At 71.4% G+C, this 22405-nt stretch carries 23 protein-coding genes; 12 read left to right on the top strand and 11 right to left on the bottom strand.

Going from position 1 to position 22405, the window contains the following annotated elements; translation table 11 throughout:
- Window positions 1-18 precede the first annotated feature (18 nt).
- From CLT74_RS01795 to CLT74_RS01785, 3 genes are all read right to left on the bottom strand, one after another.
- Window positions 19-441 (bottom strand): roadblock/LC7 domain-containing protein, encoded by a 423-nt coding sequence (locus CLT74_RS01795; protein ID WP_093408063.1) that lies wholly within the window; start codon window positions 439-441, stop codon window positions 19-21.
- A complete protein-coding gene (locus CLT74_RS01790; protein ID WP_199172046.1) occupies window positions 438-2951 on the bottom strand; it encodes a nitrate- and nitrite sensing domain-containing protein in 2514 nt (837 codons plus the stop codon). The genes CLT74_RS01795 and CLT74_RS01790 overlap by 4 nt, the downstream gene beginning before the upstream one ends.
- 124 nt (window positions 2952-3075) lie before the next feature.
- The gene (locus tag CLT74_RS01785) at window positions 3076-4458 is read right to left on the bottom strand and encodes an FGGY family carbohydrate kinase (protein ID WP_099844987.1); all 1383 of its coding nucleotides are present in this window, start codon (window positions 4456-4458) and stop codon (window positions 3076-3078) included.
- Window positions 4459-4715: 257 nt separating this feature from the next.
- Between CLT74_RS01785 and CLT74_RS01780 the strand changes: the two genes are divergently transcribed.
- Window positions 4716-6626, top strand: a complete 1911-nt coding sequence (locus tag CLT74_RS01780; RefSeq protein ID WP_099844986.1) for an anthranilate synthase family protein — start codon at window positions 4716-4718, stop codon at window positions 6624-6626.
- Window positions 6627-6720: 94 nt separating this feature from the next.
- Here the strand turns inward: CLT74_RS01780 and wrbA are convergent, their stop codons facing one another.
- Window positions 6721-7338, bottom strand: coding sequence for an NAD(P)H:quinone oxidoreductase (gene wrbA / locus CLT74_RS01775; protein ID WP_099844985.1), 618 nt, complete (start codon window positions 7336-7338; stop codon window positions 6721-6723).
- A gap of 145 nt (window positions 7339-7483) precedes the next feature.
- Between wrbA and CLT74_RS01770 the strand changes: the two genes are divergently transcribed.
- The 8 genes from CLT74_RS01770 (at window position 7484) to CLT74_RS01735 (ending at window position 14770) form a co-directional block, all read left to right on the top strand.
- Window positions 7484-8323, top strand: a complete 840-nt coding sequence (locus tag CLT74_RS01770) for an ABC transporter ATP-binding protein (RefSeq protein ID WP_099844984.1) — start codon at window positions 7484-7486, stop codon at window positions 8321-8323.
- The gene (locus tag CLT74_RS01765; RefSeq protein WP_099844983.1) at window positions 8320-9153 is read left to right on the top strand and encodes an ABC transporter permease; all 834 of its coding nucleotides are present in this window, start codon (window positions 8320-8322) and stop codon (window positions 9151-9153) included. The genes CLT74_RS01770 and CLT74_RS01765 overlap by 4 nt, the downstream gene beginning before the upstream one ends.
- The gene (locus CLT74_RS01760; protein WP_486581901.1) at window positions 9111-10334 is read left to right on the top strand and encodes a sensor histidine kinase; all 1224 of its coding nucleotides are present in this window, start codon (window positions 9111-9113) and stop codon (window positions 10332-10334) included. Before CLT74_RS01765 ends, CLT74_RS01760 begins: the two co-directional genes overlap by 43 nt.
- Window positions 10331-10948, top strand: coding sequence for a response regulator transcription factor (locus CLT74_RS01755; RefSeq protein WP_099844982.1), 618 nt, complete (start codon window positions 10331-10333; stop codon window positions 10946-10948). Before CLT74_RS01760 ends, CLT74_RS01755 begins: the two co-directional genes overlap by 4 nt.
- An 84-nt stretch (window positions 10949-11032) precedes the next feature.
- On the top strand, window positions 11033-11521 hold the full coding sequence (locus CLT74_RS01750) for a GNAT family N-acetyltransferase (RefSeq protein ID WP_099844981.1): 489 nt from the start codon (window positions 11033-11035) through the stop codon (window positions 11519-11521).
- Between the two features lie 43 nt (window positions 11522-11564).
- Complete coding sequence (locus CLT74_RS01745; protein ID WP_099844980.1) at window positions 11565-12155, top strand: HAD-IA family hydrolase; 591 nt, start codon at window positions 11565-11567, stop codon at window positions 12153-12155.
- A gap of 323 nt (window positions 12156-12478) precedes the next feature.
- Window positions 12479-13549 carry a winged helix DNA-binding domain-containing protein gene (locus CLT74_RS01740; protein WP_099844979.1) on the top strand — a complete coding sequence of 357 codons (1071 nt, stop codon included), beginning with the start codon at window positions 12479-12481 and terminating at the stop codon, window positions 13547-13549.
- A gap of 168 nt (window positions 13550-13717) precedes the next feature.
- Window positions 13718-14770, top strand: a complete 1053-nt coding sequence (locus CLT74_RS01735; protein WP_099844978.1) for a DMT family transporter — start codon at window positions 13718-13720, stop codon at window positions 14768-14770.
- 420 nt (window positions 14771-15190) lie between these two features.
- Here the strand turns inward: CLT74_RS01735 and CLT74_RS01730 are convergent, their stop codons facing one another.
- Together CLT74_RS01730 and CLT74_RS30345 are read right to left on the bottom strand one after the other, a co-directional pair.
- The gene (locus CLT74_RS01730; RefSeq protein ID WP_143697010.1) at window positions 15191-16426 is read right to left on the bottom strand and encodes a S1 family serine peptidase; all 1236 of its coding nucleotides are present in this window, start codon (window positions 16424-16426) and stop codon (window positions 15191-15193) included.
- A gap of 85 nt (window positions 16427-16511) precedes the next feature.
- A complete protein-coding gene (locus tag CLT74_RS30345; RefSeq protein ID WP_158240168.1) occupies window positions 16512-16817 on the bottom strand; it encodes a hypothetical protein in 306 nt (101 codons plus the stop codon).
- Window positions 16818-16965: 148 nt separating this feature from the next.
- Here CLT74_RS30345 and CLT74_RS01720 point away from each other — a divergent pair, with 148 nt between their 5' ends.
- Window positions 16966-17958 carry an oxidoreductase gene (locus tag CLT74_RS01720; protein ID WP_099844976.1) on the top strand — a complete coding sequence of 331 codons (993 nt, stop codon included), beginning with the start codon at window positions 16966-16968 and terminating at the stop codon, window positions 17956-17958.
- Here CLT74_RS01720 and CLT74_RS01715 read toward each other — a convergent pair.
- Window positions 17955-19160: an alpha/beta hydrolase gene (locus tag CLT74_RS01715; RefSeq protein ID WP_199172044.1), complete on the bottom strand. Its 1206-nt coding sequence runs from the start codon at window positions 19158-19160 to the stop codon at window positions 17955-17957. The two genes, CLT74_RS01720 and CLT74_RS01715, sit on opposite strands and share 4 nt — an antisense overlap.
- A 63-nt stretch (window positions 19161-19223) precedes the next feature.
- Between CLT74_RS01715 and CLT74_RS01710 the strand changes: the two genes are divergently transcribed.
- The gene (locus CLT74_RS01710; protein ID WP_099844975.1) at window positions 19224-19766 is read left to right on the top strand and encodes a TetR/AcrR family transcriptional regulator; all 543 of its coding nucleotides are present in this window, start codon (window positions 19224-19226) and stop codon (window positions 19764-19766) included.
- Between the two features lie 71 nt (window positions 19767-19837).
- Entirely contained in the window at window positions 19838-20431 is a 594-nt protein-coding gene (locus CLT74_RS01705) for a dihydrofolate reductase family protein (protein ID WP_099844974.1), read from the top strand.
- Window positions 20432-20488: 57 nt separating this feature from the next.
- Here the strand turns inward: CLT74_RS01705 and CLT74_RS30340 are convergent, their stop codons facing one another.
- The 4 genes from CLT74_RS30340 to CLT74_RS01690 form a co-directional block, all read right to left on the bottom strand.
- A complete protein-coding gene (locus tag CLT74_RS30340) occupies window positions 20489-20644 on the bottom strand; it encodes a hypothetical protein (RefSeq protein WP_158240167.1) in 156 nt (51 codons plus the stop codon).
- Between the two features lie 112 nt (window positions 20645-20756).
- Window positions 20757-21230, bottom strand: a complete 474-nt coding sequence (locus CLT74_RS01700) for a GNAT family N-acetyltransferase (RefSeq protein WP_099844973.1) — start codon at window positions 21228-21230, stop codon at window positions 20757-20759.
- Between the two features lie 124 nt (window positions 21231-21354).
- On the bottom strand, window positions 21355-21546 hold the full coding sequence (locus CLT74_RS01695; RefSeq protein ID WP_099844972.1) for a DUF397 domain-containing protein: 192 nt from the start codon (window positions 21544-21546) through the stop codon (window positions 21355-21357).
- On the bottom strand, window positions 21537-22337 hold the full coding sequence (locus CLT74_RS01690; RefSeq protein ID WP_099844971.1) for a Scr1 family TA system antitoxin-like transcriptional regulator: 801 nt from the start codon (window positions 22335-22337) through the stop codon (window positions 21537-21539). Before CLT74_RS01690 ends, CLT74_RS01695 begins: the two co-directional genes overlap by 10 nt.
- Window positions 22338-22405 lie beyond the last annotated feature (68 nt).

Here is a 22405-nt window from a genome sequence, read left to right as displayed (position 1 = left end):
AGTCGCCGCCCCGCCTGTTCAGCGGGGCAGCGCCTGCTGGAGTTCGGCGCGCAGGGCGGGGGTGAGCATCTCGCCCGCCTGCTTGGCCAGCCGGGCCATCTCGTAGCCCACCACGCCGATGTCGGCGTCCGCCGCCGCCAGGGTGGCCAGGATCGAGCCGTCGCGTACCTGCATCACCAGGAAGTAGCCGCGTCCCATCTCGACCACCGTCTGCTTGACCACGTCACCGTCGAACATCTGGGCGGCGCCGGCGGTGATGCTCATCAGCCCCGAGGTCACCGCCGCGAGCTTGTCGGCGTGGTCCCGGGGCAGGTGGTCGGATATCGCCACCAGCAGCCCGTCGGAGGAGACCACCACCGCGTGCGCCACCCCGGGCACCCGCTCCGCGAACGCGCTGACCAGCCAGCTCAGGTCGCGAGCCTCCTGCGACAACGTCGTCACCTACGTCCTCCTTCGCTCCACGCCCCGAGCGGCGGCACGGGTATCTCGGTGGTCTCCTCAGCCTCGGCCCGCCGCACACCGCTGTACAACCTGGACAACATCCCGCCGACGGCGTCCGGGTCCGGATCGTTGCGACTCGCCGGCTGATCCGGGCGGGCCGGCTGGGTCACCGCACTGAGCTGTGCCATCGGCACCCGCACCGGGAGGCCACGCTCGTTCGTCCCGGCGGTCACCGGCACGGCCGGCGGTGCCGGTGCGCCGGCACCGACAGTGGGTACGGCCGTCGAGGGTCCCTCCCGCGACCACCAGCCGCTGCCCCCGGTCGCCGGTGCCGCCGCCGGGGCGAGCACGTCCTCGGCGCGTACCGGCACCGGGTGGGCCTGGCGGGGCACCGTGGTCGGGCGCCGCCCGGCCACCGGCAGATCCGCTGGTCCCGGGTTGGCCGGCGCGACCGGCCGGGGCGTCGCGGCGGGCAGCCCGCGCGGCGACGGCACCGGGTCCAGGCTCGGCGGCGGCGCCGGGGCGAGCAGCGGATGCGGCAGCCGTACCCGGGCCACCAGTCCTCCGGCACCGCCGTGCAACCGCACCTCGATGCCGTGCCGGGCGGCGAGGTGACTGACCACGAACAGACCCATCCGCTCGACCGTCGCCACGTCGGCGGCCGGCGGCGCGGCCAGCACCGCGTTCGCCTCGGCAAGCGCCGTCGGGCTCATTCCGAGACCCTGGTCGGCGATCTCGATCACCGCCCCGGGCCCCTCGACCCGGGCCATCACCTGCACGATGGTGTCCGGTCGGGAGAAGGCTGTCGCATTTTCCAGCAGCTCGGCCAGCAGGTGCACCAGCTCACCCACCGCGTGCCCGACCACGTGCAGGTCCGCCACCGCCTCGTGCCGGATCCGCTGGTACTGCTCGATCTCGGCGCTGGCCGCCAGCAGCACCGCGCTCAACCCGATCGGTCGGTTCCACCGGCGGGTCGACTCGGTACCGGCCAGCACCAGCAGGCTCTCGTCGTTACGGCGCATGCGGGCGGCGAGGTGATCCAGCTTGAACAGGTTCTCCAGCTGCTCGGGGTCGCCCTCCTCGCGCTCCAGGTCGTCGAGCAGCTCCAACTGCCGCTCCACAAGCACCTGGCTCCGCCGGGCGAGATTGACGAACATCGCGTTGACGTTGCGGCGCATGTTCGCCTGCTCGACCGCCACCCCGACGGCGCTGCGGTGCACCGCGACGAACGCCTCGGCCAGTTCACCGATCTCGTCGAGCGAACGCACGACCGCCGGCGAGACCTCGATCGGTGGGACGCCACCGGAGACCGACCGCAGCCGGGCCAGCGCCTCGGGCAGCTCGATCTGCGCGATCCGCAGCGCCTGCGAGCGCAGCAGCCGGATCGACCGGGCCAACGACCGACCGATCAGTACCGAGATCAGCACCGCCACCAGCAGAACCGTGATGATCACGCCGACGACCAGCAGCGTCTCCCGCAGCTGGGTCTCGCTCGCGTCGTCGGCCTGACCCGAGGAGTCCGCCAGCACGTCCGCCTCGAACCCCCGCAACAGCTCGTGCCGGGCCTCGCTGGCGGTCCACCACTGCTCCCCGTCCAGCACCGTCGACCCGGACGTGCCCTGCGACAGCGCCTGCTCCTCCATCCGGGAGGCGGCGACGAAGGCCGGATCAAGGCTCATCTCGTCGTACCGGGCCACCTGTGCGTTCGTCGCGGCGATCCGGAACGCGCCGAGCGCGGTCAGCTGCCGGGCCCGCAGGTCGGGCAGCTGGGCCGCGTCCTCGGAGTCGTAGCTGCCGGCGCGGGCCGCAGAGTACAGCTCCGCCCGGACCCGCGAGGAGAGTTCCTTCGCCCGGGCGAACTGCACGTAGCGCAGGACCGCGTCGGCCAGCTCCGGCCGGTCGGCGCCCGGCGTCGGCTGGGCGAGCAGATTCAGCAACGCGTCGATCGCGCGGTGGTAGTTGCCGATGATGGTGTCGTCGCTGAGCACCACGGTGGTCAGCGTGTTACGGATGTAGCCGACCTGCTGGTACGCCTGGGAGGCCACCACGTAGACGTCCCGCCACGAGGCGTCCGCCTCGGCCAGCGGTTCGGCCGCCGCGCGCAGCTGCGCCGCCGCCTGGTCGGCGGCGTCGCGGTAGGGCTGCAACACGGCCAGCCGCTCCTCGCTGGCCTCCTCGTCGACGGCGCTGCGCAGGGCCGGCAGCTCGCCGGCCGTCCGGTCGCGCTCCAGCTGCAACCGGTGGGTCAACGCGGTGATCTCGCGCCCGATGCCGACCTGGGCGGCGAAGTCACCGAGGGTGTTCGCCCTGGTGACCAGGCTCTGGGTCTGCACCCCCGCCAGGACCAGGAAGGCGACCGACGGGATGACCAGCACCGTGGCCAGCTTCGTCCGCATCCGCCAGTCCTGCAGCCGCAGGGGGGAGCGACGCCTGTGGGGTACGACCCGGACGTCGAACCGACGCCGGCGGTGCTGCGACACCCCGTGCGCCTGCTCCGGTCCTACACCCACCCGCTCCTCCTCCCCCACGCGTCCGCCGCGGTCCGGGGAGCGCCGTCCATCCAACCAGGCCCGAGAGCAGTGTCAACGCCCTGCCCTTATGAATGGTTAAGGAAGGGTACTGCTGGTCGCCAGCCTATGCCGAGGTCGCCGACGCTTGATCATCCGTCCGGCCGATGTCGGCCACCGCCACGGCATCGGCGATCCGGCCGGTGGCCACCAGCGCCGCGCCGGTGGCCCCGATCTCCGGGTGCCGCCCGAAGCCGACCGTCCGGGGCGCCAGCACCGCCGCGAACGCCTGCCGCCACCAGGTCGAGGCGGCTATCGCACCGCCACCGAGGACCACCTCCACCGGCCGACCCACGGTGGACTCCAGCTCCACCAGGTCGTCGACGACCTGCTCGCAGACCCCGTACATCAGCCCGGCCAGCATCTCCACGGCGGTGGTGCTGAAGCCCAGCCCGCGCAGCTCACCCAGCCCGGCCGGTCGCCGGCCCGGTGGACGGTCCCCGCCGAAGCGGACGTTCGCCGGCCGGCCCCCGCCGGGTGGCAGCAGCGCCAGCGCCTCCTCCAACGCCTGGCCGCTGGGCAGCCGCAGCACCCGGTCGGCCCAGGCGAACAGGTTCCCGCCGGAGGAGTACGCCGCCCCGGTCACCACGTGGTCGTGGTCGACCCGGTAGCGCCACAGCCGGTGCGGCAGAACTGTCGTCTCGGCCGGCGTCGACATCCGCTGCAACAACCGCACCGCCGACGACGTGCCCACCGTCACCGCCGCCCGGGTGGGGTCCACGCAGCCGGAGCCGACGTTGGACGCGGCACCGTCGCCCAGCGGCGGCGCCCACCGCGCCCCGGCCAGGGCCGGCCACCGCCGGCCGTACTCGGCGCGCAGCCCACCGCGCCAGTCCCGGGCGACCAGGTCAGGCAGGTCCGAACCGTCGCTGCCGGCCAGTGCGCAGGCCTCCGGATCCCAGGCCAGGGTGTGCAGGTCCAGCAGGCCGGTGCCGGAAGCCTGCGACATCGACATCGGCGCCTCGCGGAGCAACCGACCGAGCACGTACTCCACCAGGCCGGTGAAACGGGCCACCCGGCCACCGGTGTGGGCCCGCAGCCAGGGCAGCCGCACCGACCAGTAGCAACGGTGCCACCAGGTGCCGGTGCGTTGGTGGAAGGCGTCCGGGTCGGCCGGACCGACAGCCGTGGCCGGCGACTCGGGGCGGGTGTCCAACCAGGTCAGGACCGGGCCGAGCGGCTCACCGTCGGCACCCAGCGGCAGCACCGAGTGCCACTGGCCACTGATCGCCACCAGCTCCACCCCGTCCAACCAGCCCTGCCCGTGCAGCTCGTCGAGGCACTCGATCAGGCAGGCCAGGTAGTGGCGGGGGTCGAGGGTGCCGGCACCCTCGTCGTCGACGGCGAGCACCACGCGGCGACGGGCCAACGCCCCCGGCAGCGGTTGGGCGTCGTCCAGCACGAGCCCACGCACCGACGAGGTGCCCAGGTCCAGCGCGAGAATCTTCATCGCGGGTCAACGTACCCGGTGATCGCGACGCCACCACGTTTCCGCGCGCCGGGTCCGCCGATCGGCTTCCGCACCGACCACCCCGACGCGTAGAGTGTTCGCATGCTCGCGCGATTGACCTGCTGGTGGCCCGCCGACCCGGCGGCCCTCCCCCGCGCGTAGCTTCACCCACGCGGCCGCCCGACGAGGCGGCCGCCGGTCATTTCTCCGGCCCCGGGCCGCCCCCCGACGGCGGTCGCCCGGCCCGAGGAGACCCGATGCACCAGCTCACCGACCTGCTCACCACGCTCGCCGCCGGCCTCGACCCCGGCCCGTTCGCCCTGTTACGCCGCGACGACGCCGACCATCTCGACCTGTTCACCGGCACCGTGACGACAGTCGACCGGCTCGCCGACGTCCCGCTGCCCGCCGCGCCGGCCGACCCGGCGACGCTGGCCCTGGTGCCGTACCGCCAGGTCGTCGAACGAGGCTTCGAGTGTGTCGACGACGGCGTGCCCCTGGAATGCCTGCGCATCGACAGCCGCCACCGGCTGCCGCTGGGCGGCGTGCTCGACGCGCTGCCCACCGCCGCGGTCCGCACCACCGGCGCCGCCTTCGACATCAGCGACGACGAGTACGCCGCCATCGTGGCCCGGGTGCTGGCCGACGAGATCGGCCACGGTGAGGGCGCCAACTTCGTCATCCACCGCACCCTGCGCGCCCAGGTACAGGGTGCCCCGCTGGCCGCCGCGCTGGCCGCGCTGCGCTCGCTGCTGACCCGGGAACGCGGCGCGTACTGGACGTTCGTGGTGCACACCGGTACCCGCACCCTGGTCGGCGCCAGCCCGGAGCGGCACGTCAGCGTCGACGACGGTCTGGTGATGATGAACCCGATCAGCGGCACGTTCAGGCACACCGGTGTCGCCGCCGACCGGGCCGCGCTGCTGCGCTTCCTCGCCGACACCAAGGAGACCGAGGAGCTGTACATGGTCCTCGACGAGGAGTTGAAGATGATGGCCACCGTCGCCGAGCACGGTGGGCAGGTGGTCGGGCCGTACCTGAAGGAGATGTCGCACCTGGCGCACACGGAGTACCTGCTGGCCGGGCGGGGCTCGAAGGACGTCCGCGAGGTGCTGCGGGAGACGATGTTCGCGCCGACGGTGACCGGCAGCCCGATGGAGAACGCCTGCCGGGTCATCGCCCGCCACGAACGCACCGGACGCCGCTACTACTCCGGGGTGCTGGCACTGCTCGGGCACGACGAGACGGGCCGGCAGACCCTCGACGCCCCCATCCTGATCCGTACCGCCGAGATCTCCCCCACCGGTGAGCTGCGGGTACCTGTCGGCGCGACCCTGGTCCGCCACTCCACCCCCGCCGCCGAGGTCGCGGAGACCCACGCCAAGGCCGCCGGCGTGCTGGCCGCCCTCGGCCTCGGCCCGCAGGCACCGGCCGGGCCGCACCCGGCCCAGCGGCTGGCCGACGATCCGCAGGTGCGTGCCGCCCTCGCCGCCCGCAACGCCCCGCTGGCCCGGTTCTGGCTCGACCAGCGGCCGCCGGGCACCCTGGCCCTGCCCGCCCTGGCCGGACGACGGGCCCTCATCGTCGACGGGGAGGACACCTTCACCGGGATGCTGGCCCATCAGCTCGGCGCGCTCGGGCTGTCGGTGACCGTCCGGCCGTGGCAGGACGAGCAGCCGGTCCGGGCGTACGACCTGGTGGTGGTCGGCCCCGGCCCGGGTGACCCGACCGGTGACACGGAGAAGATGACGAAGCTGCGGGCCCTGCTCACCGAACTGCTGGACGCCGGGCGCCCGACGCTCGCCGTCTGTCTGGGCCACCAGCTTCTCGCCGGCCTGCTCGGGCTGCCGGTGCACCGGCGGGACGCGCCCTACCAGGGGTTGCAGCGCACCGTCACCCTCTTCGGCACGCCCCGCCGGGTCGGCTTCTACGCCACCTTCACCGCCCGCGCCACCGTCGACCGCCACGACGGCCCGTACGGCCCGGTGGAACTGGCCCGCGACGAGGCCGACGGCTCGGTGCACGCCCTGCGCGGACGCGGCTTCGCCGGGGTGCAGTTCCATCCGGAGTCGGTGCTCAGCCCGGACGGGGTGGCGGTCCTGGCCGAGCTGCTGCCCGACCTGCTGCCCACGCCGGCCGGCGAGTTGTCCCCGGCGGCGCAGGCATAGCCGGGCCGATCCGGGGTAGCGCTGTGAACGGCCGGCGGTCCGGACGGGACTGAGAGCCCCCGCCCGGACCGCCGGTCCTACAGTGGTGGACCGCTCAGCCGGCCAGGCCCTGCTTGAGCGCGGCACCGATGCGCACCGCCCGCTTGGCGGTGAGCGCGGTCGCCCCCAACGCGACATGGTCGGGCGGCACTTCACCGTTGTTGCTGGTGTGCGACGCGCCGTACGGGTTGCCGGCGGTGAACTGGCTCGGATCGGTGTACCCGGGAGCCACCACGACCCCGCCCCAGTGGTAGAAGACGTTGAACAGCGACAGCAGGGTCGACTCCTGCCCACCGTGCTCGGTGGCGGTGGAGGTGAAGGCGGAGTAGACCTTGTCGGCCAGCGCCCCCTGGGCCCACAGCGGGCCGGTGGTGTCGATGAACTGCTTGAGCTGGGCGGCGATCATGCCGTAGCGGGTCGGCGCACCGAAGATCACCACGTCCGCCCAGCTGAGATCGTCCGGCTGCGCCTCGTCCACGTCCTGGGTCTCCAACCGGTGCGCCTGCCATCCCGAGTTGGAGCGGATCGCCTCGTCCGGTGCCAGCTCGCGGACCTTGCGCAGCCGGACCTCCGCACCCGCCTCGCCGGCTGCCTCCGCTGCCGCCAGCGCCATCTGGTAGGTGATGCCGGTCGCGCTGTAGTAGATCACCGCCACCTTGACCTGTGCCGCCATCGCTCGTCCTTCCTCCTCGGGATCAGCTTTCGCGACTACCCGATGGTTGCGCCGACAAACACCGGGGTGTCCACCTGTCGACGGACACCGCAGTTCCGTCCACCGGTCGTCCCGTACCGCGCCTCGGCCGGCAGACCATCAAGACATGACCGAAACCCCCGCCATCCGCGTACGCGGCCTACGCAGGACCTACGGCGACACAGCCGCCGTCGCCGGCCTGGACCTTGACGTCGGTGCCGGTGAGGTGGTGGCCCTGCTCGGCCCCAACGGAGCGGGCAAGACCACCACCATCGAGATCCTGGAGGGTCACCGTCACCGCGACGCCGGTGCGGTGAGCGTGCTGGGCCACGACCCGGCCCACGCCGACCTGGACTGGCGCGCCCGCATCGGCATCGTCACCCAGGACAGCGGCGACCTCGGCGAGCTGACCGTTTGCGAGTCGGTCAGCCACTTCGCCCACTACTACCCCCGCCCCCATGACCCGGAGCAGGTCATCGAACTGGTCGGCCTCACCGCGAAGGCCACCGCCCGGGTACGGACCCTCTCCGGCGGCCAGCGCCGTCGTCTCGATGTCGCCCTCGGCATCGTCGGCCGTCCCCGGCTGCTCTTTCTCGACGAGCCGACCACCGGCTTCGACCCGCAGGCCCGCCGCCGGTTCTGGGACCTGATCCGGCAGTTGGCCGGTGCCGGGGGCTGCACCATCCTGCTGAGCACCCACTACCTGCAGGAAGCCGAGGCGCTGGCCGACCGGGTGGCCGTCATCGCCGGCGGCCGGATCGTCGCCGACGCCACCCCGGCCGCCCTCGTCGGGCGGGCCACCGCACGCACCGTAGTGCGCTGGGCAGACGGCCGGCAGGAGACCGACGACCCGGCCGCGCTCATCGCGACGCTCACCGCCCGGTACGGCGGCGCCGTGCCGGAACTGACAGTCAGTCGCCCGAGCCTGGAAGACGTCTACCTCGACCTGATCGGAGACGGCTCATGACCAGCACCGTCCGCCCCGGCACGCCGCAGCGCCCCTCGGCGGTCCGGCTCGGCCTGCACCGCGCGACGATCGAACTGAAAGGCTTTTTCCGGGAACGTGACGCGGTGACGTTCACCTTCGCCATGCCGGCGGTGATCCTCGCCCTGCTCGGCTCGATCTTCGACGGCGTCTACCCCGGCAGCGACGTGACCTCCGCGCAGTACCTGGCACCGAGCATGATCGCTGCCGGGGTTGCCTCGACGACCTTCATCAACCTCGGCACCGGCATCGCCGCCGACCGTGACGACGGCACCCTGCGCCGGCTGCGTGGCGCGCCGATGCCGCCGTCGGCGTACTTCATCGGCAAGATCCTGATGGCCCTGGTGGTCACCGTCGGCGAGACGGTTCTGCTGCTCGGCATCGCCGTGCTCGCCTTCGACCTGTCCCTGCCCACCGACCCGGTCCGCTGGCTCACCTTCGGCTGGGTCTTCCTGCTCGGGGCAACCGCCTGCGCCCTGACCGGCATCGCCGCGAGCAGCCTCGCCGGCTCGGCCCGCAGCGCCGGCGCCGTGATGAACCTGCCCTACCTGGTGCTCGCCTTCATCTCGGGGGTCTTCTACACACCCGTCGGTCAACTGCCAGAGCCGCTGCTCACGGTCGGCTCACTGTTCCCACTCAAGTGGATGGCGCAGGGCTTCCGATCGGTGTTCCTGCCCGACAGCATCCTCCCCCAGGAGGTCGTACCCTCCTGGGAACACGGCCGGATCGCGCTGGTACTGGCCGCCTGGTGCATCGGAGGAACGGTGCTGTGTCTGACCACCTTCCGCTGGCAGGGTCGACGCTTCCGGTGACCTCGTCGGTGGCCGCCACAGACTCGTGGAGCGGACGCTTCCGGCTCTGGGACAGCTATTTCGCGCTGGCGGGTGCCGGGGTCGCTCTGGTCGTGGCCGCCGACACGTGGTGGTCGCCGGTCGCCCGCGCCGGTTGCCTCGCGCTGTTCCTCGCCCTGGCCGGCTGGTACCTCGGCTTCGGCCGCAGGCTGATGCGCGAGTCCATCGAGGACTGGCGGGGCTACCTCTACCTCGCCGGTGTGGCCCTGCTCTACGTGCCGGCGGTGCTGCTCAACGGCAACGCCTCGTTCCTGTTGTTCCTGCTCTGTCCGCAGATGTTCATGGTGCTGCCGGCCGTGCCGGCGGTGCTCGCGGTGGTGCTGTTCAACTCAGTGCACATCGTCGTCCTGGCCATCCGCCTACCGGACCTGGGCGACCTCGTCGCGCCGCTGCTGGTCGCGGTGATGATCGTGTTCGTCGTCTGCGTCCTGGGGGTCTGGTCGCAACGCACCGTCGACGAGAGCGCCCGACGAGCCGACCTGATCGCCCAACTGGAACGGACCAGGGCCGAGCTGGCCGAACTGTCCCACCAGGCAGGCATCGCCGCCGAACGCCAACGGCTCGCCGCCGACATCCACGACACCGTCGCCCAGGGCCTGTCCAGCGTGGTGATGCTCGTTCAGGCCGCCGAGGCCGACCTGGACGGCGCCCCGGACCGGGCCCGTCAGCACCTGGTGCTGGCCCGGCAGACGGCCCGGGAGAACCTGGTCGACGTGCGGACACTCGTGGCTGCGTTGACGCCCGCGCAGCTCACCGGCGCCCCATTGGAGCAGGCACTGCATCGGCTGGCGGAACGGTTCAGCCAGCAGACCGGCGTACCGGCGACCTGCGTCGTCTCCGGCACCGGCCCGCCGCCGCGCACGGACCTGGAGGTGGTGCTGCTCCGCGCGGCGCAGGAGGCGCTGACAAACGTTCGCCGGCACGCCGACGCCCGGGCGGTGGCCGTCCTGCTCCGCCGCGACGACAGGCGGCTCGCGCTGGAGATCGCCGACGACGGGGCCGGGTTCGACGTCGCTGCCGCCAATGACGGCTACGGCCTGGCCGGGCTGCGAACCCGCGTCGAGCAGGCCGACGGCTCGCTCGTCGTACGCTCCGCACCCGGCGCCGGGACCACGATCCGGGTGGAGGTGCCCTACCGATGATCACTGTGCTGCTGGTGGACGACCATCCCGTGGTCCGGGCCGGTGTGGCCGGCATGCTCGCCGGCGCCGACGACATCACGATCGTCGGTGAAGCCGGCGACGCGGCCGGGGCCGTGACCCAGGTCCGCCACCGGCGACCCGACGTGGTGCTGATGGATCTGCGGCTGCCCGGCGGTGACGGAGTCGAAGCCACCACTCGGATCCTCACCGAGTCACCGCAGACCCGGGTGGTGGTGCTCACCACCTACGAAACCGACGGCGACATCCTGCGCGCCGTCGAGGCCGGTGCGGCCGGCTATCTGCTCAAGGACGTCGCCCGGGCCGACCTGATCACCGCCGTCCGCACCGCGGCGCGCGGCGGCACCGTGCTGGCTCCGTCGGTGGCCACCCGGCTGCTGCGCCAGGTCCGCCGGCCGGCCCGCGGCACGCTGTCCGCCCGCGAGGTGGAGGTGCTGCGCCTGGTGGGCCAGGGCTTGTCGAACGCCGAGATCGGTCGCGAACTGCACATCAGCGAGGCGACCGTGAAGACCCACCTGCTGCGTACCTTCAACAAACTCGACGTCTCCGACCGCACCGCCGCAGTCACCACCGCGATGGCCGCCGGTCTGCTGTAAGCCGCGCCTGGTTGGTGTAAGCCGCGCCTGGCGGGCGGTTTTCCGGTGGCCGGCGGCAGCGGCGAGGTGGCACGCTGACCGGTGATGGAGATCAGGATCGCGACCGCCGACGACTGGCCCGGCATCTGGGCCTTCCTCCGGGAGATCGTCGCCGCGGGTGAGACGTACACCTGGCCCCGGGACGTCGACGAGGCGCGGGCCCGGCGGATGTGGCTGGTGCCTGCGCCCGGCCGGACCGTGGTCGCCGTCGACCGGGACGGCACGATCCTCGGTTCGGCGAAGCTGACAGCCAACCAGCTCGGTCCCGGGGCGCACGTCGCCAATGCCAGTTTCATGGTCGCGCCGGCGGCGGCCGGGCGCGGCATCGGGCGGGCCCTCGGCGAACACGTGCTGGAGCTGGCCCGCGCCGACGGCTACCGGGCGATGCAGTTCAACGCGGTGGTGGCCGTGAACACCCGGGCGGTGGCGCTGTGGCGCAACCTCGGCTTCGAGGTGGTGGGTCGGATCCCGGACGGCTTCCGACACCCCACGGACGGCTACGTCGACCTGCTGGTGATGTATCGGCGGCTCTGAGCCGGCGGGCCGGCCGTCGCGGGCCGCCGGATAGCCTGGGCCGGTGATACTGCCCCTGCCGACCGGCGAATTCCAGGCGTACCTGTTCGACTGCGACGGCACGATCGTCGACTCGATGCCCCAGCACTACACCGCCTGGCGGGACACCCTCGACCTGTGGGGCTGCGCCTTCCCCGAGGACCTCTTCTACGCCTGGGCCGGGCGACCGACCGCGGACATCGTCGTCGCCCTCAACGAACAGCACGGCCTGGACATGCCGGTGGAGACCGTCGTCGCCCACCGGGAGTCCCGCTTCCAGCAGCTCCTGCCCACCGCCTCCGGCATCCCGGGGGTGCTGCGGCACATCGACGACGCGCACGGACGCATCCCGTTCGCCGTGGTCTCCGGCAGCACCCGGGAGGCCGTCACCGCCTCGCTTACCGCGCTGGGCATCCTCGACCGTTTCGACGTGCTGGTCTGCGCGGGTGACTATGCCCGCCCCAAGCCCGACCCGGAGCCGTTCCTGCGCGCCGCCGAACTGCTCGGCGTACCGCCGACGTCCTGCCTGGTCTTCGAGGACGCGGACCTGGGCATCGAGGCCGCGACCGCCGCGGGTATGGCCGCTGTCCGGGTGCCGCCGCCCCGCCGGGGCTGAGCGCGAGCACCGCCAGGCTTGCTCAAGATATCCGCAAGTTGCGTGGTTCACAGTTCTCGACCAGGTAGGAAAACGTCATCCTGATGACACCGGTGCCGGCGACCGCGTCGCCGCCCCGCACCGGTCGCCTGAACGGGGGATCGCGCTCCGCCACCAACGGCGCTGGCGTAGCGCGGTCAGGGGCGCACCGCACCGGTTCCGGCCCGGTCAGTTTGTCGGTGTCCGCACCTATGCTGCCGTCGACCCCCTGAAGGAAGGCGGCCGACGTCGTGGCACCTGCCGGAACGACCTCGCTGAGCGGCTCCGAAGCCCTCGCGTTGCGGATGACGAGCCTCCTGCTGCGTCCCCACCCCACCACCGCCGCGCCGACGAGCGTGGCCGACGTGGTCGAGTGGTTCGGTGCCATGCAGGCACAGGATCTGGCCAGCGGCATGTGGTCGCTCGGCGTCCGGCTGCCCGGGGCCACCCACGCCGACGTGCACGCCGCGTTGGAGCGCCGCGAGGCGCTGCGGACCTGGCCGATGCGCGGCACCATCCACCTGGTTCCGGCCCGCGACGCCCGCTGGCAGCTGGAGCTGACCGGCGTACGCGCGCTCGCCGGTGCGGCACGGCGGCGGGAGTTCCTCGGCCTGTCGGAGGCGGAGGCGGACCGCGCGGCCGAGGTGCTCGGTGAGACCCTCGCCGGCGGCCGACGGCTGACCCGCACCGACTGCGTGGCCGCGCTCGTCGCGGCCGGCATCGACGGCGCCGGCCAGCGCGGCTACCACCTGCTGTGGTATGCGGCCCAGCGCGGTGTCACCTGCATCGCCCCCAACGTCGGCACCGAGCAGACCTTCGCGTTGCTCGACGAGTGGGCACCAGACCAGCGACAACTGGAGCGTGACGAGGCGCTGGCCACCCTGGCGCTGCGCTACTTCCGCAGCCACGGCCCCACCACCCGGCAGGACTTCGCCGGTTGGACGGGCCTGACCGCCGCCGACGCCAAACGCGGCATCGCCGCCGCTGGCGCCGACCTGACCACAGTGCTTGTCGACGGCGCCGAGGCGGTCCTGCACACGCCGCTGCTGGACGCACCCCGCACCTCGGTGGCGGACGTGCTGACCCTGCCCGGCTTCGACGAGTACCTGCTCGGCTACAAGGACCGCACGCTGATGCTCGACCCGGAGCACAAGCAGGCAATCATCCCCGGTGGCAACGGTGTCTTCCAGGCCACGGTCGTGGTCGGCGGTCGGGTGGTCGGCACCTGGAAACGCAGCCTGGCCAAGACCCGCGTCACCCTGACCGTGCACCCGCTCGCCGACCTCGACCCGACCCGACGCGAGCAGGTCGAGCAGGCGCTGCACCGGTACGCCGACTTCCTCGCCCTGCCGCCCCGGGTCACCTGGAGCGACTGAACATACCCGTTGCCCGCCCCGTTCGCCGACAGTACGGTCACCTGGTGACCTTCGTTGTCTCGTCGCCACCGGCCAGCCGGTAACCGCACCTGAGCCCGGCCCGGCTCGCACCTTCCTGAGCCCGGGCGCTGCTGTGCTGCCCGGGCGGCGACGACAACGGAGAACTGTGTGAACACGAACACGCCCACGACAGGGCGGGGAATCTTCTATATCTGTGTCGCGGCGATCGCCTGGGGATCCGGCGGCGCAGCGGCGGCGGTCCTCTTCACCGTCAGCGGTCTCGGGCCGCTCGCGGTCTCCTTCTGGCGGTTCGCCGGCGGGGTGCTGCTCCTGCTCGCCGTCCATCTGGTCGTCCGCCGCCGCACCCCGGGCCTGCCCCGGTCCACATGGCGGCAGGTCATCGTGACCGGGGTGGGACTGGCCGTCTACCAGACCGCCTATTTCGCGGCGGTCGGCTACGCCGGCCTAGCCGTCGCCACGGTGGTGACCCTGGGCTGCGGACCGATTCTCATAGCCATCGGATCTCACCTGCTGGTCAGGGAACCGCTCGGTCGCCGCGGCGCGGTGACCGTGGCAATGGCGCTGGCCGGCCTGCTCCTGCTGGTCGGCGGCGGCGGGGTCGAGACCGGGTCGGCACCAACGCTGGGTCTGCTCTGCGCGCTGCTGTCGGCGACCGGATACGCAGGTGTCACGTTGCTGGGCCGCAAGCGGGGCCGCGACGGCGGCAACTCACCGGCGATGACACTCGGTGGGTTCGCCGTCGGGCTGCTCTGCCTGTTTCCGCTGGCGGTAGTCGAGGGGCCGCTGCCCACCTCGGGCGACATCGGGCAGGTCCTCGGGCTGCTCGCCTATCTCGGGATCGTCCCGACCGCGCTGGCGTACCGCCTGTTCTTCGCCGGGCTGGCCACGGTCCGGGCCACCACAGCGTCGGTCGTCGCACTGGTAGAGCCGGTGACCGCCGCCGTGATCGCGGTGGTCCTACTGCACGAGCAACTCACGGTGGCCACCGTCGTCGGTTCGGTGATCATGCTCGGCGCGGTGGTGGCGCTGACCGTCGGCGAGCGGCGGGACACCGGCGGCCGGGTCTACGGTGGAGCCGGTCCGAGAGCCGGCCTTCGCAGGTACCGCGAGCCGGCGACGGCGGCCAGGCTGGCGAGCCCCGCCAGCACCCCGACCGGTCCGCCAGGTCCGAACGACGGACGGACCGCGGGGACGACCTGACCGAGGAACACGTCGGCGTAGTTGGTCATGACAACGACGGCGGTCACGATCGTGACGACACCGAGCCCACCGGCCACCAGCGGGAGCCACCCTCGCCGGCCCGAATCGGCGATCGTCCAACCGGTGACCACGTTGAGCAGGACGGCCGCGCCGACATACCAGGCCCACCCCGGGAACTCGGTCAGGCGTACGGCCCGGTCGCCGTACCAGGCCCAGGGCAGGCCGAAGACCGCGACGAGGGTTCCTGCCGCGCCAGCGACGGCGGCGGCCCAAATGACGACCTTCGACATCACGTCTTCCCACGGGGGCGTGCGGACCATGACGCGTGCGCGGCACCGACCGGGGCGAACCCTCGGTCGGCGCCGTGCTCGGCCAACCTGGCGGTGCCGGTGGCAGGACCTGACTGCACCGCCCGGTCAGCTATGACGTTTGTAGTGACAGGTTGAGCACCGTCAGCACGGACGGGGTCTCTGTCCACAGAATATATTCGCCGGATCGGCCGGGATCCACGTCGGTGTGGAATCCGCTGACGATTCCTCGACTCGTCAACACGCCATCGGAGCGAGTCGCCCAGACCGGCCCGCCGCTGTCACCCTTCGCGACCGCCGCGCAGCCGGAGCACTGCCAGCCTTCGACTCCCAGCCGCACACCCTTGCCGTCACCGAAGTTCCACTGGACTGCTTCGTGCGTCACCCGGATATTGCAACGGTTGGGGTAACTGGTGTAGCCGCTCTGACAGACGTACTCACCGTCCCATGAGTACTGGGCGGCACCGAAGTTGAATACATAGTCATCATTCACCCAGACCTGAGATGACGCGTTCGCGTTGATGATGGCCGCATCGTGCGGGTTGTTCTCCTGCTGAACCCTGCCAATTCCCGCACCGCCCTGCGCCTCGATGCCGTTTCCGACGTTGAAGCAGTGCTCGGCGGTGACAAGGTATTCGGCGTTGTAGGTCCGGTCGCGAACACCAAAGGCCGACGTGCATTGGTAGCCGGAGATGTTGACGTCGTGTCGGATGGGGATTCCCCCCTGCCAGGGAGCAGCTGGGCTGTGCCGGTCGGCCGGACGGACCGGGGCGCCCTTGACATACCGGATGTCCGCCGCCTGCAGAGCGCTTACCGCCAACGACCTCGACGCGATGGAGGCGGCCCGAGCCGGATCACTGGTGCGGACCTCCAGACCACTGCCGTCACTGAGCAGCACTATGGAGTAGACCTGCGCACCCGCGTCCTTCCACTGCTCTGCCGCGTCCCAGATGCCTTTGCTGGCGACCTCCATCTGGTGACGCGAGTACTTACTCTCCCGCACCTCGACGGAGGTGGCGCCCCGCTTGGCCGATGAGAGCGAGCCAACACCACGATCCAGCAGTAACCGGGCCCGCTCAAGGTCCGTCGCATAGACAGTCACCCGATCGTTGGCCGGATCGACACGCATCCCCGAGAAGATGTTGCGGTAATCGCCATGACCCAGCTCGCCGATCGCCTGGGCAACCTCCGAGTGACGCATGAGCGAAGGTTCGCCGACCTGCGCCGCAAAATCGCGATCAGGCTCTTTGGGATCGGCAGCGGATCGACCAGGAAGAGTGACCGTGGCGGCCAAAACGACGAAAACAGAAATTGATGAGAGCATGCGTCGCCGCAGTAGATGCGCCATTTTTCCCCCGTAAGAAAAGGCGACAAATATTTGCAGACGACGATACCTGTCGTGCCGACCACCCGCAAGGCACCAGCGACAGCGCTCAGGACCTCGGGTCGGTGGTCAGGAAGGCGCGCACGGTGTCGGTGATCGTCGGCCAGTCGGCGGCGAACTCGTAGAAGTGATGATCAGCCGCCCCAACGCTGCCGGCTGCTGCCGCCATCCGCACCTGGGCGCGGCGCGATGAGCTGGTCGCCGAGCGGCTGCGCACGGTGGACAACCGGCGGATGGCGCTGCTGCGCCAGACGCCTTCTGTTCGGACCCGGAGGAGATCGAGGCCCGCGCCCTGCTCGCTTTCTGCATGGCGATCGGCGTGTTGTCGCATCAAGCCGCTGCGAGGCAGCAACATCCCCGTAGTTGCGGGCGGCCCGGTGAGCGACGAACGCGCGCCACGCGGACGGGGCGAAGGTCGACGCCGGGCCGCGCCGTCGGCCCCGTGTTCTGCCTACGGCAGAGTCCGTTGGCTGCGTCGCGCCACCGCTGCTTGGCTGGACGCCATGCGGACACTGGTGCTGGGCGGGACGGCGTGGCTGGGGCGGGAGGTGGCCCGGCAGGCCGTCGACCGGGGGCATGCCGTCACCTGCCTGGCCCGTGGGGAGAGCGGAGCGGTGCCGGACGGCGCGGTTCACGTCCGGGCGGACCGCAGCGACCCCACGGCGTACGAGGCGCTGCGTGACCGTGACTGGGATGCCGTCATCGAGGTGTCGTGGCAGCCCGGCTTCGTCCGGCAGGCCCTGCGCACGCTTGGCGACCGGGCCCGGCACTGGAGCTACGTCTCGTCGGTGAACGCCTACGCCAGCCACGACACACCGGGCGCCGACGAGACGGCGGCCACCCTGCCGGCGACGGTTCGGGACACGGTCGACCGCGAGGAGTACGGCGAGGCGAAGGTGGCCTGCGAGCAGTTCTCCGCGACCGAGGTGGGCGATCGGTTGTTGGTGGCCCGCGCCGGGCTGATCGGCGGCCCCGGCGACCACACCGACCGTTCCGGCTACTGGGTGGCCCGAGCTGCCCGCGCCCCCGGGACACCGATGCTGGTGCCCTGCACCCCCGATGCGCCGACGCAGGTGGTCGACGTCCGCGACCTGGCGGCCTGGCTGCTGGACAGCGCCGCGACCGGCACGGTCGGCACGTTCAACGCGGTCGGGCCGGTGGTGCCCTTCGGTGAGTGGGTCGCCCTGTGCCGGGCGGTCGGCGGGCACACCGGTCCGGTGGTCGACGCCGATGCCGACTGGCTGGTGGCCCAGGGTGTGGCGCAGTACATGGGCCCGGAGTCGCTGCCGATGTGGCTTGTCGAGCCGGGCTGGTCCGGCTGGTCGGCGCGCAGCGGCGCGGCGGCCGTCGCCGCCGGGCTGCGTCATCGGCCGCGCCCGGACCTGCTGGCGGACACCCTCACCTGGGAGCGGGAGGCCGGGCTGCACCGCGACCGGCGCGCCGGCCTGAGCGCCGGCCGAGAGGCCGAGCTGCTCGACGCCCTGAGCCGGGGCTAGCCGGGGCGAGGTCCAGGCCCCGCGACCATGGCGAATGGTGGGCCGACCGCTACCTCGTCGGATGGCGGTCGGGATGGTCGACCCGCTCCGGCTGTCGGGATGTTTCCGGCTCGCACGTCGATGCCGGCCAGGAGGACGTCCAGGGCATCGATGACAGCGGTCAGCCGCCAGGAGCGGACGAGGTCGAACGCGTGCTGGCCGCCGGGCAACTCGACGTGGACCACCGGTTGCGACGACTCGGCCCGCAGCTTGTCCGCCAGCGCACGCGCCGTTACGGCGGAGGTGTAGTTGTCGAGGGTTCCGTGCGCGATCAGGAAGGCCGGCGCGTCCGATGCCGGCAGCGCGAACGGGGTCGACGCGACAGTCTCCTCGGCGCTGCGACCGTAGTAGCGGCCGTAGTAGCCATAGAGGCAGACCGCCGCGACAGGGCGCTCGTCCGGGGTCGCGCGCAGCGCGCACAGCGAGGTCAGATGGGCGCCCGCGGAGCTGCCCGCAATCACGACCGTCGACGCGTCCGCGCCGTGCTCCGCTGCGTGCGTCCTCGCCCAGGCCATCGCGGCGGCCGCATCGGCAAGGTGTTCCTCGAAGCCTGCCCCGGGACGGAGCCGGTACGTCGCGCTCACGCACACCCAGCCACGCTCGGCGAGATGGTGCAGAAGGCCGCGCGCCTCCCAGTTCTTGCTGCCCGAGAAGTAGCCGCCGCCATGGAAGTAGACAAGCACCGGGCCACCCGTGGGTCGGTCACGGCGCCGCAGCACGTCGAGGCGCTGACGCCGATGGTCGCCGTAGCGCAGGTTACGCAGCCGCTGCACGGAGCGTGGTCGAAACGGCAGCGGAGTGAGGGCGGTGCGCCACAAGCTTCGCCGCGCCGGTGCGCGATCGATGCCCGCCGCTCGCAGCGCGGCACCAGCGACGGATCGGGAAAGGGTGGCTCGGCGGATCAACGCGACAAGCATCACCGCAGTCGCGACCGCGCCTGCCAGCAGGACGCCCGACAACACGTCGCGGCGCAGGTCCCCGCTCCAGAGCGCCGCGGCAGTCGACACCGCGAGCAGCGTCAGGATCAGGTGAGGCACCTCGTTCACCACCATCCCGGCCAGGAAGGCGGCCCGCGCCAGCGGCCGTGGCCGCGCGGGTGGGGTCAACGCGGCGGTGGTGGCCAGGCCGAGCACGAGGACGTGCACCAGGTAGTCGTTCGGCACGGGCTCCTCCTCTACAGGTGTCGAGGGATGTTACTCTACACCTGCAGAGGGAGGGAGGTGTCCATGGCGACCGACCGTCGGACCGTCATCGCGGATGCGGCGATCACGACGCTGGCCAGGGCCGGCGGACGTGGACTCACCCACCGGGCCGTCGACAAGGAGGCGGGGCTACCGATCGGCTCGACCTCCTATTACCTTCGCACCCGAGCCGACCTGCTCCGGGCGGCCGTCGACCGGCTGGCCGACCTGGACGAGGCGGCCCTCACCCCCGCTACCGACGGGACGCTCGCCGCAGACCTCGCGAGCGCCATCGATCACCTGCTCACCACCGACCGCGAGCGGCTTCTCGCCCGCTACGAGCTCGCACTCGAATCCGTACGACGTCCCGAGCTGCGCGTTTTCCTGGCGGCCGGCACGCACCGGGTGCGTGGTGTGATCGAGCAGCGGCTGGCCGAGCAGGGTGTGGCGGCACCACGCGAGGTGGCCGAAGCCACGCTCGCCCTCGTCGACGGCCTGCTCTTCGCCGAACTCACCGCGATCGAAGGGCAACAACGAGGCCGTCCCGAGCTGGAAGCCGGCCTGGCGAGGCTCGTGGGCACACAGTGACCCGGATGCCGGGCCGCGCCGGCCAACACCACCGACCGGGACAGTTGAGCACCCTGTTTAATGGAGGAACCATGCGCCGACTCACTTACTACGTCGCGACCACCCTCGACGGCTTCATCGCCGGTCCGGACGGTGGTGACCCGAGCGGCCAGAGCTATTTCCCGGTCTCACCCGACCTGGTCGACTACATGGTGACGAACTTTCCGGAGACGCTGCCCGCACCCGCCCGCGCCGCACTGGGCATCGAGGGGCCGGGAAAGGTCTTCGACACCGTGCTGGAGGGTCGGGCGTCCTATCAGGTCGGCCTGGACGCCGGGCTGGACGACGCCTACCCGCACCTGCGTCACCTGGTGTTCTCAACCACCATGGGGCAGGTTCCGGGCGACACCGTCGAACTGGTGAGCACCGACGCCCTTGAGCGAGTCCGCAGGCTCAAGCAGGACGGCAGCGAGCTGGACATCTGGCTGGTGGGCGGCGGTACGTTGGCCCACAGCCTGCTATCCGAGATCGATCGGCTCATCATCAAACAGCACCCGTCCGTGATCGGGTCGGGGATCCCGATGTTCGCCGGTCCGTTCCAGCCCACGCTGTTCACCCACGTTGACACCTCGGTCCTGGACTCCGGGGTACGCGTACTGACGCTGGACCGGCGCCAGAGTTCGTGAATGGCGACCACGGCGTCGCCGCCTTCGACGTTCGACGCACGAGCGGAAAGCCAGGAATCAGGCCAGCCTGCGCAGGCCCTCTGTGATGGCTGTGCGGAGTTGCTCACCGTACGCACCTGCCGGCAACACGTCGACATGCTCGGCCGCCTGCTCAAAGGCGGTGCGTGCGGCGACCGCGTCGCCCAGCCGCTCGTCGGCAATGGCAACACCCACGTGCAGCGAAGGATAGAAGGCGGCGGCCCTGTCATCGCCGACGCCGTCGGCATATGCCCAGGAACGACAACCTGTCCCCACCGACGAGTCACGGTGGCAACGTCCGCCGGCTTCACTCGCTCTCGGCGGGGCCACCTTGTCGAGGCAGCGGCTTACGGAGGATGTAGTTGAGACCGAACTCGGTACCACTGGTGCGGACGTCGACGTAGCCCAGCCGACGGTAGAAGCCGTGCCCGGTGATGCTGGCGCCGGTTTCCATGTGGTCGAACCCGTCCGCCGCCGCGAGTTCCTCGACATGCCCGATCAACCGCCGGCCGACACCGCGACCGATCGCCCCCGGATGCACGAACATCGTGAAAACCTTGTTGCCGTCACGGGACACCGTGCCGACGACCTCGTCCCACTCCGCGACGAAGACCTGGCGTTCCATGGCCAGTTGCGCCAGCCGCTCGGCGGTGAAGTGGGCGCACATCCGCTCGATCAACTCGCCAGGGTAGTCACGGCTGTTGACCTCACGCAGGCACCGCTCGATGAGTTCCGCCACCGCCGGGGCGTCGTCCCGTTGGAACAGCCGCACGCGCGTCACGCGGCCATTCTGCCTCGGTAGCGCCGCGTCAAGAGCATCTCTGTCAATGCAGTCGATCTATCCGCTCGGCCCATGGCCTGCATCGCCCGGTCACCGCAACACACTCTGCTCCCGCGCGTGTGGGTCAAGCCCGATCGGTGACCTGTACGACGAACGCGCGCCACGCGGACGGGGCGAAGGTCAGCGCCGGGCCGGTCGGGTCCTTCGAGTCGCGGACACCGACGACGCCGGGAAGATTGTCTGCGACCTCGACGCAGTTACCGCCGCTGGTGCCGCTACGGGTGGCCTTGCGCCACCGCGCGCCGTTCAGGTCCATTGATTCGCCGCTTCCTTGATCAGGTCGAGGGACTGTCGCCGGGGAAGGGCCTCGGTACGGACGCTCTCCCACCGCTCGAAGAGCGTATCGAGATCGGCTGGCCGGTCCACGACATCGCCGCCTAGTTGACTTTCGAGGTGTCCGATCCAACTGCCATCTGGCATGTGTGCCAGGGACAGCGGGCCGGACAGCCCGGCGTGAAGGCCAACGTCGGCCGGAACGACGTGGACGCTGATGTTGGGTCGCTCTGCGCAAGCTAAAAGGTGCGAAAGCTGCTCGGCCATCATTTTCTCGCCCCCGTCGCCAGCACGGCGGATCGCTCCCTCATCGACGACAACGACAAGTTGGGGCGGAGACTCCCGCATGAGGATGGCCTGCCGTTCGAGCCGACCGGCGACCCGACGCTCCACTTCGTCATCGGACAGGCGGGGGTCGAGCCGTAGGACGGCACGAGCGTACGCCTCGCTTTGCAGCAGGCCCGGGATCAGGTTGGGCTCGAAGTAGCGGAGCTGCGTCGCACCGCGTTCGGCGTCGAGCCACGGCAGGAACCAGGACGGCGTGCCGAGCTTCATCGCCAGCCGCTCGAACAGGCCACCGTTGCTCAGCGCCCGGTCGGCGCCTCGGGCGAAGTCCAACGTGACTGCCCGAGTGCCGCCTTCAACGGCGCTGACGTGGGAGGCACTGAAGCCGGCGCCCCGACCGAATGCCTCCTGCGTCATGCCGGCCGCGCCCCGCGCCCGGCGGATCTCGCCCACGATGAAGGACGCCACGGGGTTCGGCATGTCAGGCATTCAGGGCTCCCCACGTTGAAGATCGACTACTCACGTCGCCACCGAATCGGCGGCCGTTTCGCCAGCTC

Source organism: Verrucosispora sp. CNZ293 (assembly GCF_002754655.1).
The sequence above is the reverse complement of the archived record's forward strand: the minus strand, read 5'-3'. Positions and strand labels throughout refer to the sequence as shown.